The organism is Phaeobacter inhibens DSM 16374, from assembly GCF_000473105.1.
In the GTDB taxonomy this organism is placed as follows: domain Bacteria; phylum Pseudomonadota; class Alphaproteobacteria; order Rhodobacterales; family Rhodobacteraceae; genus Phaeobacter; species Phaeobacter inhibens.
The window spans coordinates 31,006-45,066 of record NZ_AXBB01000007.1 but is presented as its reverse complement, the minus strand read 5'-3'; the positions used below and the strand labels follow the sequence as shown (position 1 = coordinate 45,066).

Annotated in this window: 11 protein-coding genes; 2 read left to right on the top strand and 9 right to left on the bottom strand. The window is 62.3% G+C overall.

Going from position 1 to position 14,061, the window contains the following annotated elements; all coding sequences use genetic code 11:
• Window positions 1–14: 14 nt before the first annotated feature.
• The 4 genes from gcvT to lpdA all read right to left on the bottom strand — a co-directional run bounded on the left by gcvT (window position 15) and on the right by lpdA (window position 5,104).
• Complete coding sequence (gene gcvT / locus INHI_RS0103175; protein ID WP_024099566.1) at window positions 15–1,112, bottom strand: glycine cleavage system aminomethyltransferase GcvT; 1,098 nt, start codon at window positions 1,110–1,112, stop codon at window positions 15–17.
• A 78-nt stretch (window positions 1,113–1,190) separates the two neighbouring features.
• Window positions 1,191–2,567, bottom strand: a complete 1,377-nt coding sequence (locus tag INHI_RS0103170; RefSeq protein ID WP_014876558.1) for an alanine/glycine:cation symporter family protein — start codon at window positions 2,565–2,567, stop codon at window positions 1,191–1,193.
• 149 nt (window positions 2,568–2,716) lie between these two features.
• Complete coding sequence (lipA, locus tag INHI_RS0103165; protein ID WP_014876557.1) at window positions 2,717–3,685, bottom strand: lipoyl synthase; 969 nt, start codon at window positions 3,683–3,685, stop codon at window positions 2,717–2,719.
• 36 nt (window positions 3,686–3,721) lie between these two features.
• Complete coding sequence (gene lpdA, locus INHI_RS0103160) at window positions 3,722–5,104, bottom strand: dihydrolipoyl dehydrogenase (RefSeq protein WP_027246694.1); 1,383 nt, start codon at window positions 5,102–5,104, stop codon at window positions 3,722–3,724.
• Between the two features lie 165 nt (window positions 5,105–5,269).
• Here lpdA and INHI_RS0103155 point away from each other — a divergent pair, with 165 nt between their 5' ends.
• Window positions 5,270–5,881, top strand: a complete 612-nt coding sequence (locus tag INHI_RS0103155; RefSeq protein WP_027246693.1) for a helix-turn-helix domain-containing protein — start codon at window positions 5,270–5,272, stop codon at window positions 5,879–5,881.
• 92 nt (window positions 5,882–5,973) lie between these two features.
• On the opposite strand, the gene INHI_RS0103150 is transcribed toward INHI_RS0103155, so the two are convergent.
• Entirely contained in the window at window positions 5,974–8,439 is a 2,466-nt protein-coding gene (locus INHI_RS0103150) for a YbcC family protein (RefSeq protein ID WP_027246692.1), read from the bottom strand.
• Between the two features lie 18 nt (window positions 8,440–8,457).
• Complete coding sequence (locus tag INHI_RS0103145; RefSeq protein ID WP_027246691.1) at window positions 8,458–10,008, bottom strand: proton-conducting transporter transmembrane domain-containing protein; 1,551 nt, start codon at window positions 10,006–10,008, stop codon at window positions 8,458–8,460.
• Between the two features lie 118 nt (window positions 10,009–10,126).
• On the opposite strand from INHI_RS0103145, the gene INHI_RS0103140 reads away from it, so the two are divergent.
• Complete coding sequence (locus INHI_RS0103140; protein WP_014876552.1) at window positions 10,127–11,014, top strand: LysR family transcriptional regulator; 888 nt, start codon at window positions 10,127–10,129, stop codon at window positions 11,012–11,014.
• A gap of 49 nt (window positions 11,015–11,063) precedes the next feature.
• Here INHI_RS0103140 and INHI_RS0103135 read toward each other — a convergent pair whose 3' ends face one another.
• The 3 genes from INHI_RS0103135 to INHI_RS0103125 are packed head-to-tail and all read right to left on the bottom strand — an operon-like array spanning window position 11,064 to window position 14,056.
• Window positions 11,064–12,197 (bottom strand): Gfo/Idh/MocA family protein, encoded by a 1,134-nt coding sequence (locus INHI_RS0103135; RefSeq protein WP_027246690.1) that lies wholly within the window; start codon window positions 12,195–12,197, stop codon window positions 11,064–11,066.
• 9 nt (window positions 12,198–12,206) lie between these two features.
• Window positions 12,207–12,950, bottom strand: a complete 744-nt coding sequence (locus INHI_RS0103130; protein WP_027246689.1) for a sugar phosphate isomerase/epimerase family protein — start codon at window positions 12,948–12,950, stop codon at window positions 12,207–12,209.
• 20 nt (window positions 12,951–12,970) lie between these two features.
• Window positions 12,971–14,056 (bottom strand): ABC transporter ATP-binding protein, encoded by a 1,086-nt coding sequence (locus INHI_RS0103125; protein ID WP_081698677.1) that lies wholly within the window; start codon window positions 14,054–14,056, stop codon window positions 12,971–12,973.
• Window positions 14,057–14,061: the final 5 nt, after the last annotated feature.

The following is a 14,061-nucleotide window of genomic DNA, read 5'->3' as shown; positions in this document are numbered from 1 at the left end:
GGTACTCCTGGAGCTTAGCGTTTGTAATTCTGGGTGACGAAGGGCAGGGCGACGATTTCTGCGTCATGGGCCTTGCCGCGAATGATCAGTTTGACCTGTTCGCCGGCTTTGCCGTGCGGGGCTGCGACATAGCCCATGGCGACCGGGCCGCCGACGGTGGGGCCAAAGCAGCCGGAGGTGATTTCACCAATGGTGTTGCCTTCGGCGCATTGGATCTCGACGTGCTGACGGGCAGGGGCGCGACCGGAGGGTTTGATCCCGACCAATTTCTTCGCAGCACCGTCGGCCAGCTCTTTCTGGATACGGTCAGCACCGGGGAAGCCGCCCTCTTCCTTGCGGCGTTTCTGGATCGCCCAGGCCAGCGACGCCTCAATCGGGGAGGTCGACTGGTCAATATCGTTGCCATAGAGGCAGAGGCCCGCTTCCAGACGCAGGCTGTCACGCGCGCCCAGACCGGCCGGCTCACAATCCTCATGGGCCAGGAACAGTTTGGTGATGCGTTCGGCGTCTGCATCGGGGATGGAAATCTCATAGCCATCTTCGCCGGTGTAGCCGAGGCGCGACAGGCGGCATTCCACACCGTCGATATCGGCGACGATGGTTTCCATGAATTTCATCTCACGGGCAGCGGGGCACAGATCGCCCACTACATTTTCGGCTGCGGGGCCCTGAACAGCCACCAGCGCGCGGTCGAAGATCTCGGTCACTTCGACGCCGTCGAGGTGCGCCTTCATGTGGGGGATGTCCTGATGACGCAGGGCCGCGTTCACCACCACGAAATAATGGTCGCCAGCGTTGGAGACGATGAGGTCATCCATGATGCCGCCGTCTTCATTGGTAAAGAAACCATAGCGCGCCTTGCCTTCCTTGAGGGTGGCATAGGCCTGCGGGCAGATCGCTTCCAGTTTCTCGCCGACGTTGTCGCCGCGCAGGATCACCTGACCCATGTGGCTGACATCGAACAGCGCAGCTTTCTCGCGGCACTGCTTGTGCTCTCCCATGATGCCCATGGGATATTGAACCGGCATTTCCCAGCCGGCAAAGTCGACCATCTTGCCGCCGAGGGCGACATGCAGGTCATAGAGCGGAGTACGTTTCGGCGCGTCGGTCATAGCGTCTTGCCCTTGAATTGGAGTGTGAAAGGAACCGGGGCGCGACGCCTGCCGCGCCCCGATGTAGATTGATTTTGGTTATTCCGCAGCGCCTTTGCTCGGTTCTTCGGTCTGCCCGTTGGAGGCAAAAAACTCCTTGGTCACCTTGAAGACAACCGGGCTCAGCAGGGCGAGAGCGATCAGGTTCGGGATCGCCATCATGGCGTTCAGCGTGTCTGCCAGCAGCCAGATGAAGCCAAGATCAGCGGTCGCACCGAAGTAGATCGCCACGATCCACAACACACGGTAGCCGATCAGCACCTTGGCGCCCAGCAGGTAGCCGACGCATTTCTCGCCATAGTAGGACCAGCCCAGAATGGTGGTAAAGGCAAAGATCGACAGCGCGATGGCAATCACATAGCCGCCAAAGCCGGGCAGGGAGGTTTCAAACGCCAGCGAGGTCAGCGCAGCACCACTTTCGCCCGATGTCCAGGCGCCGGAGGCGATGATGGCCAGACCGGTGATGGAGCAGACGATGATGGTGTCGATGAACGTACCCAGCATCGCGATCAGACCCTGGTTTACCGGACCTTTGGTCTCAGCTGCGGCATGCGCAATCGGAGCGGAGCCAAGACCGGCTTCGTTCGAGAACACGCCACGCGCCACACCAAAGCGGATCGCAGCCCAGACAGCGGCCCCGGCAAAGCCACCTTCAGCAGCGGAAGGGGTGAAAGCATAGGTGAATACCAGACCCAATGCGTTGCCCAGCTGATCGGCGTTGATGATCAGTACCAAGAGACCGATGGTGATGTAGCTGACGGCCATGAAAGGCACCAGCTTACCGGCCACAGCACCAATACGGGTGATGCCGCCAAGGATCACAGCGCCGGTCAGCGCCATCAGCACGATACCGGTGATGGACGGGTTGAAGCCAAAGTTGGTTTCCAGAACCTGCGCCACACCATTGGCCTGTACGCCATTGCCGATGCCGAAGGCCGCGATTGCGCCGAACAGCGCAAAGGCAAAGCCCAGCCAGGCCCATTTCTGGCCAAGACCATTTTTGATGTAATACATCGGGCCGCCGACATAGTTGCCCTGACCGTCCTGCTCGCGGTATTTCACCGCCAGCACGGCCTCAGAATATTTGGTGGCCATGCCCACGAGTGCGGTCATCCACATCCAGAACAGCGCGCCGGGACCGCCGAGGAACACGGCGGTTGCAACACCGGCGATGTTCCCGGTGCCGATGGTGGCGGACAGTGCGGTCATCAGCGCGTTAAACGGGGTGATCTGGCCTTCGCCGTCGCCCGCCTCGCGACCTTTGAACAGCAGCGCAAAGCCGGTGCCAATGCGCAGGATCGGCATCAGCTTCAGCCCGATCTGCAAGAACAGACCGACGCCGAGAATGAGGACCAGCATCAGCGGGCCCCAGACGATCCCGTTGATATAGCCCACAATTGAATTCAGAACTTCCATATTTTTCCTCCCTTTAGGTGGTATTCTCTGGCCTTAGATTGCCTGTCCCGGCCTTTGCTGCGGTTCGCGACCGGTGACAAGTCATTTTCTGGGTTCCGCCCCTCCTGCCGCGACCGACCAGCCGCTGGGCGGACCCCAAATGCGGGAAATTATGCTGTGCCGTCTCCCCCTGCATTGACGCTGGCGAGCTGCCGGTTCCGGGCCTCTTTCAGCGCTGCAAAATCCTCATCCGCGTGGAAGGATGAGCGGGTCAGAGGCGTCGCCGAGACACCAAGGAACCCTTTGCTTCGGGCCATCCGCTCGATCTGCTCAAACTCCTCAGGGGTGACAAAGCGATCAATCGGATGGTGTTTCGGGGTGGGCTGCAGATATTGGCCCACGGTCAGGAAATCGACGTCGGCTGCGCGCAGATCGTCCATCACCTGACGCAGATCTTCCAGTGTTTCACCCATGCCAACCATCAGGCCGGATTTGGTGAACACCTGCGGATTGGCGCGTTTGGCATCATCCAGCAGGCGCAGCGAGCTGTAGTAGCGCGCGCCGGGGCGAACACGGGGGTAGAGGTGCGGCACGGTTTCCAGATTGTGGTTGAACACATCCGGTGCGGCCTCGAACACGATCTCTGCGGCGTTGCCCTTGCCGAGGAAATCCGGGGTCAGCACCTCAATCGTGGTGCCGGGGGTCTGGTGGCGTACGGCGCGGATGGTCTGGGCGATATGCTCGGCACCGCCGTCTTCCAGATCGTCGCGGTCGACGCTGGTGATCACCACATGGCGCAGCGCCAGTTTCTTCACCGCCAGTGCGACGCGACCGGGTTCAAAGGCATCCAGCGCATCGGGGCGGCCGGTGGAGACATTGCAGAAGGAACAGCCGCGGGTGCAGACCTCGCCCATGATCATCATGGTGGCGTGGCGTTTGGACCAGCATTCGCCGATGTTGGGGCAGGCGGCCTCTTCGCAGACGGTGGTCAGATTGTGATCCCGCATCAGGCGCCGGGTCTCGAAATACTCGGCGCTCTCGATTTTCTTGCGACGGATCCACTTCGGCTTGCGCGGGATCTCGCTATCGGCCTTCTTCGACTTTTCCGGGTGGCGGAGCCGGGGCATGGGAACGTTCATCTGGGGTACCTCCTCAGGGCGAGAGATCGGGCGCTATCAGGCGTGAATGGCCCGACCCATGGCATCAAGACAGGCTTCCTTCACCGCTTCGGCCATCGCCGGATGCGCGTGGCAGGTGGCCGCCACCTCGGCGACGGTGGCGCCTTTGGTCATCGCCAGCACCAGTTCGGCAATCAGATCACCGCCATGGGCGCCGCAGATATGCGCGCCCAGGATCTTGCCTTCCGGCGTTGCCAGCACTTTGACTGCGCCGTCGGTCTCGCCCTGCGCACGGGCGCGGGAATTGGCCATGAAGATGAATTTGCCGACAATGTAGTCAGTGCCTGCGTCTTTCAGAGCCTCTTCGGTCTTGCCAACCGATGCCACCTCGGGATCCGTATAGACGATGCCGGGAACGGTATTGTAATCCACATGCCCCGCCTGACCGGCGAGCATCTCGACACAGGCAACACCGTCTTCTTCGGCCTTATGCGCCAGCATCGGGCCGGGCACACAATCGCCAATCGCATAGATGCCTTCGACAGATGTGGAGAAACGTTCGTCCACCTCGACAAAGCCGCGCGCATTGACCGAGACGCCCAACGCCTCCAGCCCCAGACCACGGATCACCGGGCGGCGCCCGATGGCGATCAGCACCTTATCGGCGACCAGCTTTTCTTCTTTGTCTTTGCCGACCCGGTCCAGCGTCAGGGTCAGCCCCTCGTCGCTGCGGTCGATGAACTTCAGCGCGCGGCCCAGCTGGAACTTCAGCCCCCGTTTGGACAGGGCCCGCTGTGCCAGTTTGGCGATTTCGCCGTCAATGCCCGGCAGAATACGGTCGAGATATTCGACCACGGTGACCTTCGCGCCAAGCCGCGACCAGACCTGGCCCAGCTCCAGCCCGATGACACCGGCACCAACCACCACCAGATGCTTGGGCACCTCTGGCAGGGTCAGCGCGCCGGTGCTGGAGACCACGTCGCCCTCGTCGATTTCCACCCCTGGCAGCGGAGTGGGTTCAGAGCCGGTGGCGATCAGGATATTCTTGGTCTCGTGGATCTCGTCACCGACCTTCACCTTGCCAACAGCAGGGATGCTGGCCCAGCCTTCGATCAGATCAACGCCGTTCTTCTTGAACAGGAAGGCGATGCCCTTGGTGAGATCGCCGACAATCTTGTCCTTGCGCGTCATCATCGCGTCCAGATCCAGCCGGGCGCCATCAATAGCAATCCCGTGACCGGCCAAATGCGACAGGCTTTCGTATTTACCGGAGGAGGAGAGCATCGCCTTGGAAGGGATGCAGCCCACATTGAGACAGGTGCCGCCCAGGGTTCCGCGCCCTTCGACACAGGCAACCTTCAGACCCAGCTGAGCCGCGCGAATGGCTGCGACATAGCCACCGGGGCCACCACCAATAACGATCAGGTCATATAGGCTCATAATCTGCCCTCCAGTTTATCTGTCAGGGAACATATGTCCCTAACCCTCCCATGAGTTTCCTTTAAGAAACTTTTCCACCATAAGCAACTATTGGTTTCACATAGAAACTTTGACCTAAGTTTGGGAGGGAGTTAAACATTGGGAAACTCAGGAGATTGCACGCCAATGGAACCCATCAATCCGGAAGACGGTGCCCCCGTGACAGAGGTGGCCGAGGCCCCGGACGGCGATGCGCTGGGGAAAATGATTCGAGATTCGCGAAAAGATAAGGGGCTGACGCTGGAGGAGGCCGCAAAGGCCGCCAATATCGGGCGCTCCACCCTGTCGAAGATCGAGAACAACCAAACCCGCCCCAGTTTCGAGATCATCCGCCGCCTGATGCAGACGCTGGATCTGCAGACGCCGCAGCTCTTCGTGCAATCCGCCAAGAGCGATATCTCCGGTCGGCGCGACTACACCCGCAAGGGCCAGGGCGAGCATCAGGAAACCGAAACCTACGACCATGAGCTGCTCTGTACCGAGCTGACCAGCAAACGGATGCTGCCCTATTTCAGCCGGATCAAGGCGCGGGATGTGTCGGAGTTTGAAACATGGATCCGCCACAGCGGCGAGGAATTCATGTTGGTGATCAGTGGTGAACTGATCCTTTACACCGAACATTACCGCCCGCTGCCGATGAAGGCCGGCGATACGGCCTATTATGACAGCGGTATGGGCCATTGCTGCGTATCGACCAGCGCGGAGGACGCGCATGTCCTCTGGGTCTCGCTGGACTGATCCCGGCCTGCTGGCATCGGATCATCCACCACAAAAACGCCGCCCGCGAATCGGCCGGGCGGCGTTCCGGGTCAGACGGCGGGTGGCTCCGGCTACTCGGCAGCGATGCCAAGCGGGGACGCGGCGCCGGGGGCGGCGCCCCGATCAAACCGTGACCAGCTGAGATCCCCGTCATAGCGCCAGGCCAGCTGCCCGTGCTCATCCATCGCAATCAGATGCAGCCAGCCATTGTCGAACAGCGCGCGCACCTGCGGGTGGCGTTCCAGAATCTGGGTCATGGCCTCGCGCGGGGCTTCGATCACCACGGTCAGGCGCAGCGGGTCATGTTGCAATGCTTCGCCATCATGCACCGACTGCCAGGGCAGGCCGGGTTTCAGCGCACCACCATTGCCCTCCAGCACGCCGATACCGCCGACCACATTGTGCAACAGCTTGTTGCCGCCGCCGAACAGGGCCGGGGCCACGCTGGAGCCATAATATTGCAGGCTGATCCAGCTGGCGACCACCACCGGCGCCGTCATGATCAATTCCAGCACGCCAAACCCCTCATCCGCCCGCCAGTCATAGCTGTGCAGGAAGGACTGCCCGTCCAGCGCAGTGCCTTCGGTCCGGCTGCGTGGCGCGGCAACAAAGGCCCGGCACCCCGCCAGCCCCCATTCGGGGCGCAGCTCAGCCCAATCAGACGAGCGGCGCAGAATATCCTTGCCCGATTGCGCCCGCGGCAGCCGTGCCGCCCGTTCACTGCGCGCCAATGCGCCAGCAGCCTTGACCCAGCGGCGGATGCGGGCCAGCTCACGCGTGAGACGCACTGCGGACCCATCGGGCAAATCCTGTTCGAACAGGGTCACCTGATCGGTGGTGGTGTGGTGCAACGCAGGCAGGAATACTGTGTCTGCGGGGATCTTGATCCCCTGATCCGACAAGGCGGCGCGCACAGATGGATCGTTTAACAATCCCGCCAGCAGCCGCGCATTCACATCGCCCGCATAACCTCCGCAAGCACCACACTGCAGGGCGCTGGCATGGGGATTGTTGGTCACATCCGCGCCATGACCCGCCAGCAGAACCACAGGGGCAAAATTGTCGGTCAGTGACATCGCTGACAGGATCGTTTTTGCCATCACGACGCGGCTGTCCAGATCCACCGACGCGTCCAGTTGCGGCGCCGGATCGGTGGCGGCGCGACCGCTGACACCAAAGGCATCGCGCAGCAGCTTGCCCGCATAAACCGGCCCCGTCGCCTCAACAAAGGCAAAGGAAGACACCGCCGCCAGCTTGAACCGACCCCAGGCGCGTCTGGCCCGCGCTGCATAGCGCCGCGCCAGATCCAGGTTGTCCGCCTCAACCGCCGATGAGGTGACGCCGGGTTTTAACAGGACCGGCCCACGGGCCTCACACACATCGGATCCAGCCGCTGAGTGCGCTGCCGCAAGGCCAAAGAACCCGGCAAACCCGATGGTCTCGACGCCGCTATCCTGCGCCTCCAGCGCGCGACGGAACACTTCGGACCGCACATCAATGCAAAAGGCCGCTTGCACTGCGGGCCGCGCATTTGTGTCGTTGTCCTGCGCGGCATCCTGCGGGCTGCGCGTTGCCAATGTGTTGGCCAATTGCCGCTGCTGTGCCCGGTCGCCAGCCTCTTGCAGGATGGCATCCATCACCTGATCGCGGGTTGGCGTCACCGGGGCTTCATGGCTGGTGATCACCGCGTCCCAACGGGCAGTGATCTGATCGCGGTACTGATGGAACAATGCCTCGTCAAACACCATGCGGATCGCCAACAGCTCAACCGTGGTGGTGTCGCTACCGCCCTCCAGTTCGGCCTGCCACGACAGGTAGCGGCCATATTGCGCCCAGCCCTGAAGGGTGATCAGCCAGCGATGAAATGCGGTTTCGGCCGCGTCAAAACTGATGCCCAGCGTTTCGGAGGCGCGACCAATTGCGCGCCAATGTGACCGGTTGGTGGCGGCAACAAACCCGCCAAATCCCACAAGCCCGTGAATCTCTGGTGTCAGGTCGCGGGTGGCAAACTGCCGCCACGCGGCATAGGCACCTCCGGTCCGGTCGGGCTGCCACAGTGCCTGCCCCTGATCGAAATGGCTGGCGGCAAAGGCACTGATCCGATCCTCAATAAGGCCGGGCCAGTCGATGCCGGAAATATCTGCGGCCAGTTCCGCCACGGTTGGCACCGCGCTGAGTTCTGTAGCGCCTGCACCCGGGGTCTTTGACGTCAGGACAGCGATCAGATCCTGCAAGGTGACCGCCTCGGCAGGGCCATGTACAGCAGTCGCGAGGGCCGCGCGCAGATCATCGTCGCGCAGTGCGCCGCTATGATATTGCGCGGCCCAATGGCTGCGCTGCGGGGTGATGCGCTGGCCCGCTACCCGTGCCAGACGCGCCGAGGCCCTGGCCAGCGGTTCGTCGCTTTGGCCCAGAAACGGGTTCACGGCCACACTTGCGGTCAACGGAAACAGCGGCGGGATCTGGCGACTGGCGGTATTGGCCTTGGTGACCAGTTCCAGCAGGGCGGCGGGATAGGTTTCGTGTTTCATCAACATAAGGTCAGTCTCCCGGTTTCAGGCTGTTGTGCGCTTGGACCAGCCGTCCAGCAGCCGGTCAAAGATTGCGTTTGCATAAAGCCCGTTGGACAGGTGAACCCGCAGCCCCGCAGCCGCCGGATGCATCGCCCAGAGCGGGAAGGTCGCCTGCGCCACAGCCACCGCGCCAAAGCTGACCAGCGCCAGCAGGATCAGCGCCCATTCCAGCGGACCGGGGGCAGGGGTGGCGGGCAGGGTGCCTGCGGTCAGTTTCAGCGCCGCCAGTTGCAGCAGGAAATAACTGACCGAGGTGGCCGCCGCATAGATCACCGTGCGCCGGGTCAGCGCACCGGGGGCGGCATCGGCCAGCCCCTGCGCCAGAATATAGGCCACGCCAAAAATCAGGATCACCCCCAGCGCAATCGCCTGCACCGATTTGCCGTCAAAGCCAAAGACCGCCCCAACCAGTGCATAAATCACGATACCGATGCCAAAGGCCTGCATCACATTGCGTCCGCTTGGCACCGCGACGGGACCGGGGCGCCTGATCGCGGCAACATTGGCCACCGCCTCACCCGCGCTGAGAAACGCGTGCGCCTTGTAAAGCGAATGCGCCACGATATGCAGCAGCGCCAGCGGGAACAGCGCCAGACCACATTGCATGATCATAAAGGCCATCTGCGCGATAGTGGACCAGGCAAGCGAGGTCTTCACAGCCGGCTGCGTCAGCATCACCAACCCGCCGAACAGCGCAGTGAACCCACCCAGCATGACCAGCACCGCCATCACCGCAGGCGCGGCCAGCATCACATCGGCAAAGCGGATCAGCAGGAAGCCGCCCGCGTTGATCACCCCGGCATGCAGCAATGCGGACACCGGCGTCGGGGCCTCCATCACCTCGGTCAGCCAACCATGGGTCGGAAACTGCGCCGAGGCCAGAACCGCCGCCAGCGCGATCAGCACTGCGGCAGCACCGGTGAGCAAATCCGGCGCAGCGGTGGCCAGAATGGTGGCAATATCGCTGGTACCATAGGCCATGATCAGCAAGAGCGCGGCGACGGCCAGAGACAGCTCGCTGGCCCGCGCCACCAAGGCCTTCTTGCGGGCCGCGCGGCGCGCTGTGGTCCGGTCACGGTAAAACAGCAGCAGCTGATGCAGACACAGGCTGGTGGCAGTCCAGGCCAGCACCAGCTGCACCAGATTACCCGACATCACCAAGAGCAGAACCGCCGCCAAAGTGGCCGCCATCCAGCCGGTAAAGGCCCCCTGCCGCGCCTCGCCATCCATATAAGTGGCGCTGTAACGCAGCACGATCCAGCCGATGAAACTGACCAGACAAAGCATCACAACGCTGACCACATCCAGCCGCACCGACAGGCCAACTCCAAAAAGGCCAAGCAAAGGCGAGCTGCCCGGACCGGTCGTCATCAGCAAAACCGCAGACATCACCGAAACAGCAAAAGCGCCAAGCCCTGCATATTCCGCCAGACGTGGCAATGCAGCAGGGCGCCGACCGGGGCTGCGGCGGGCACGGAACGCCACCGCCAGCAGCAGGGCCGGGGCCAGAAGCGGCAGAAACAAATACAGCATAAGAGGCTCTCCCAATCACAGTGCAGCAAGCGACGCTGCGTCAGCGAAAGAGGTAACGCCGGGCGCATATTAATAAAAATTCATTGTTCCGTTCTTTTCGTTCTATTAAAACGAATGAATGCCACTGAACTATCATCACCTGCGCTATTTCTGGGCCGTCGCCCATGATGGCAATCTGACCCGCACCGCCCAGCGGCTGAACCTGTCGCAATCGGCGCTGTCTGTGCAGATCAAGCAGCTGGAAGAACGGCTGGGGCACCCGCTGTTTGACCGGCGCGGGCGACAATTGCATCTGACCGAAGCCGGGCGGATCGCGCTGGATCATGCGGATGCGATCTTTGCCACCGGGCAGGAGTTAATCGCCACGCTTGAGGACACTGGCCGCAGCCGCCAGGCGCTGCGCGTCGGCGCGCTGGCGACCCTGTCGCGGAACTTTCAGATCGGATTTCTGCGGCCAATGCTGGCGCGCAGTGATGTTGAGGTGATCCTCCGATCCGGCAGCCCGACCGAGCTGCTGGAAGGGCTGGCGACGCTGAACCTTGATCTGGTGCTGATGAACCGCGAACCCCCCAATGACAGCCTGACACCTTATGAAACCCATCAGATCGCGGATCAGGCGGTCAGCATCGTCGGCACGCCGGACCGGCTGAACCCGCGTCTGCCCATCCGGGAGCTGCTGACCACCCAGCCCTTTGTGCTGCCGACCACCGACAATACGGTACGCACCGCCTTTGATGCCATGGCCAGTCGCCTGTCGGTGGTGCCGCAGGTCGCGGCGGAGGTCGACGACATGGCGATGATGCGCCTGCTGGCCCGCGAGGATATCGGTCTGGCGCTGGTGGCCCCCATCGTGGTGCAGGACGAGTTGTCTTCCGGGCGGTTGCTGGAGGCAGAAGATCACCCCCGCATCCGCGAGACCTTTTATGCGATCACCCTGAGACGCCGTTTCCCGAACCCACTGGTCCAGGAGTTGCTGGCCGTCGACACATCCGTTCTGGATGAATGATGCCGCCGACCTGACCATCAAGATCGCGGACGAGATCCTGGCCCCGCCCTCAGCGCATCAAAGCTTGGGCGGCCTGCGGGGGCAGCGGGGCGGGGCGGGGGCAGCTGGTGGTGGTCGCGACCCAGGCGCGGGTCTCGCCTGCCTTCAGAATGGCCATCATCACATCAACGGTATGGGCTGCCAGCTCAATATCGCAACGATGGGGCCGGTTCTGGGTGATGGCGGCAACCATATCCGCAAGACCCGCAGCGCGGTAATTGGCCTGACGGCGCCCGTCGGGCCGCGTTTCGTTCAGCTGACCAAAGGGATGATCATCCGGTGCCAAGGGGGTCAAATCACCGTCCTCTTCGCTCATCCTGACCACGCCGCCGAAATAATTGGGGTCGGGCAGCCGCAGGGTGCCCTTGGTCCCGTAGAGTTCCATATTAGGGTGGCTGCTGGTCCAGACATCCCAGCTGGCCCCCAGGGTGATGATCGCGCCGGTGTCGAATTCCAGCAGCGCATGGATATTGGTGGGCGTGTCAACCGGGATCTCTTCACCGTGGCGCAGCCCATTGCCGATGGTGCGGGTGGGAAAACTGGCCGCCGTCATCGCCGCCACCGATCTGACCGGCCCCAGCAGCTGAATGAGATTGGCGATATAATAGGGCCCGAGGTCCAGAACCGGCCCGCCCCCCGGCTGAAAAAAGAAATCAGGGTTCGGATGCCAATGCTCCATCCCGCGTGACATGACATGGCAGGTGCCGCCGATCACCTGGCCGACCCGACCCTCATCAATCATGGCGCGGGCCAGTTGATGGGCGCCGCCCAGAAATGTATCGGGCGCGGATCCCACACGCAGGCCGCGCTGCCCGGCCAGATCCCGCAGGGCAATGGCCTGGTCCAGCGTCAGCGCCAGTGGCTTTTCCGAATAGGCGTGTTTGCCTGCCTCCAGAATACGGCGGGTCAGCGGATAATGCGCCTCCGGAATAGTGAGATTGACCACCACCGCGACATCCTCAGCCGCCAAAAGACCCTCAACGGTTTCGGCACGCAGCCCGTGTTCCGCCGCCCGCGCCTGTGCCGCTTTGGGGTTGATATCGGCCACCGCGCAAAGCTTCATCCCGCTGAAAAGGGGGATCATTTTCAGATAGGTGAGGGAGATATTTCCGCATCCGATGATGCCAATGCCCAGCTCTGTCATGATATCCTCTCAGAACGCCTGTACCGTCGCCAGCGACCGACGGGCGCACCGGCGATGATCACTGGGGTTGTCATGTTCGATCACGTAACGGCGCACACCGGCCTGTTGCAGGGCGGCGTGAACCGGGGCCCATGTGACCATGCCGTGACCCACATCGGCCCAGCCGTCCTCATCCGTGCAGGCGCCGACCGGAGCGACGTCCTTGATATGGGCGGCGTGGATCTGACCTGCGAAACGCTCCACCATAGCGACCGGGTCGTGACCCGCGCGGGCCGTCCAGCCCAGATCCAGCTCCAGTTTCAACTCGGGCGCAGCCCCGGCAATGATATCCAGCGGCATCACCCCGTCGCCCAGATCGATCAGCTCAAAATCATGGTTGTGCCAGCCAAAGACAAATCCCGCCTCCTGCAAAGGCCGCCCGGCGGCCACCAGTCGGGCGGCAAACGCCTGCCAGCCGGCAGGGTCCACAGGCCGATCCGGGGTCTGCAGCATCGGCGCAAAAATCGCCTCGGCGCCGACTGCGCGACCAAGATCAATGGCCGCCTGTGGATCCCGTTCCAGATCGTCCAGCCCGTAGTGCAGCGTCGGCATGCTCAGCCCAGCTGCGCGCAGATCCTCCGCAAGGGAGGGCGCCTGCGCAAACAGCGCGCCGTAGCCCTCAACATGTTTATAGCCAGCCTCCGCCAGCATGGAGAGCGTGTCAGCCAGCGGCCAATTGCGCGAGCCATAGAGTTGATAGGAAATTGCGGTCATGATGGATCCTTCTGGCGCCGTCACAGGCGCGCTTCGGTGTTGGGGTCAAAGAGAGAGGCACGGGCCGTGTCAAAGCCGATGCGCAGCCGGTCGCCTGCCGAAACCCGGCTGGCCCCATCCATGCGCAGGCGCAAATTCTGCGCGCCATGGGTGGCATAGACCAGCGTATCGGACCCCAGCCCCTCGACCAGATCCACCAAGACCTCGGCAGTGGCATCGGCGCGGGTGATCTGCTCTCCGGTCAGGATATGTTCCGGACGGATGCCAATCACGGCGGCACCATGGTGCGGCCCGTTCCGGTAGTCGTATCGCTGCATGGGCAGGGCCAGAGATCCGGCATGGAATACGCCATCGATCAGCACCCCCTCGATCAGGTTCATTGCCGGACTGCCAATGAAACCAGCTACATAGAGGTTCTGGGGCCGGTTGTAGATTTCATCCGGGCTGCTCAACTGCATGATCCGCCCGCCCTTCATAATGGCGATGCGATCGGCCAGCGTCATCGCCTCGACCTGATCATGGGTCACGTAGATCATGGTATTGGCCAGCTGCTGATGCAGCCGTTTCAGCTCCACCCGCAGATCGGCGCGCAGCTTGGCATCCAGATTGGACAGCGGCTCATCGAACAGGAACACATCCACATCGCGCACCAGCGCCCGCCCGATGGCGACGCGCTGGCGTTGCCCGCCCGACAGCGCAGCGGGCTTACGTTTCAACAGCGGCTCAATCTGCAAGACCTCGGCGGCGCGGGCCACGCGTTTGGCGATCTCCGCCTTGGGCAGGCGGGCGTTTTTCAGACCAAAGGAGAGGTTCCCCTCAACCGTCATCTGCGGATAAAGCGCGTAGGATTGGAACACCATGCCGATGCCGCGCTCCGACGGTTCCGCCCAGGTGACATTCTGGCCCTGAATAAAAATCTGCCCGTCGCTGATATCCAGCAGGCCCGCAATACAGTTCAGCAAGGTGGACTTGCCGCAGCCGGATGAGCCGAGGAGCACAAGGAATTCACCCTGCTCGATATCAAGATTCAGCTGATGCAGAACCTGCAACTCGCCGAAATGGAGGTCGAGGTCGCGGATCTCAACGGAGTGGGTCATAAGTGTCATGAGAG

Coding starts and splice junctions, on each gene's coding strand:
- gcvT (WP_024099566.1), bottom strand. CDS start 1,112: ATGACCGACGCGCCGAAACGTACTCCGCTCTATGACCTGCATGTCGCC.
- INHI_RS0103125 (WP_081698677.1), bottom strand. CDS start 14,056: ATGACACTTATGACCCACTCCGTTGAGATCCGCGACCTCGACCTCCAT.
- INHI_RS0103155 (WP_027246693.1), top strand. CDS start 5,270: ATGGAACCCATCAATCCGGAAGACGGTGCCCCCGTGACAGAGGTGGCC.
- INHI_RS0103145 (WP_027246691.1), bottom strand. CDS start 10,008: ATGCTGTATTTGTTTCTGCCGCTTCTGGCCCCGGCCCTGCTGCTGGCG.
- INHI_RS0103130 (WP_027246689.1), bottom strand. CDS start 12,950: ATGACCGCAATTTCCTATCAACTCTATGGCTCGCGCAATTGGCCGCTG.
- INHI_RS0103150 (WP_027246692.1), bottom strand. CDS start 8,439: ATGTTGATGAAACACGAAACCTATCCCGCCGCCCTGCTGGAACTGGTC.
- INHI_RS0103170 (WP_014876558.1), bottom strand. CDS start 2,567: ATGGAAGTTCTGAATTCAATTGTGGGCTATATCAACGGGATCGTCTGG.
- lpdA (WP_027246694.1), bottom strand. CDS start 5,104: ATGAGCCTATATGACCTGATCGTTATTGGTGGTGGCCCCGGTGGCTAT.
- lipA (WP_014876557.1), bottom strand. CDS start 3,685: ATGAACGTTCCCATGCCCCGGCTCCGCCACCCGGAAAAGTCGAAGAAG.
- INHI_RS0103140 (WP_014876552.1), top strand. CDS start 10,127: ATGCCACTGAACTATCATCACCTGCGCTATTTCTGGGCCGTCGCCCAT.
- INHI_RS0103135 (WP_027246690.1), bottom strand. CDS start 12,197: ATGACAGAGCTGGGCATTGGCATCATCGGATGCGGAAATATCTCCCTC.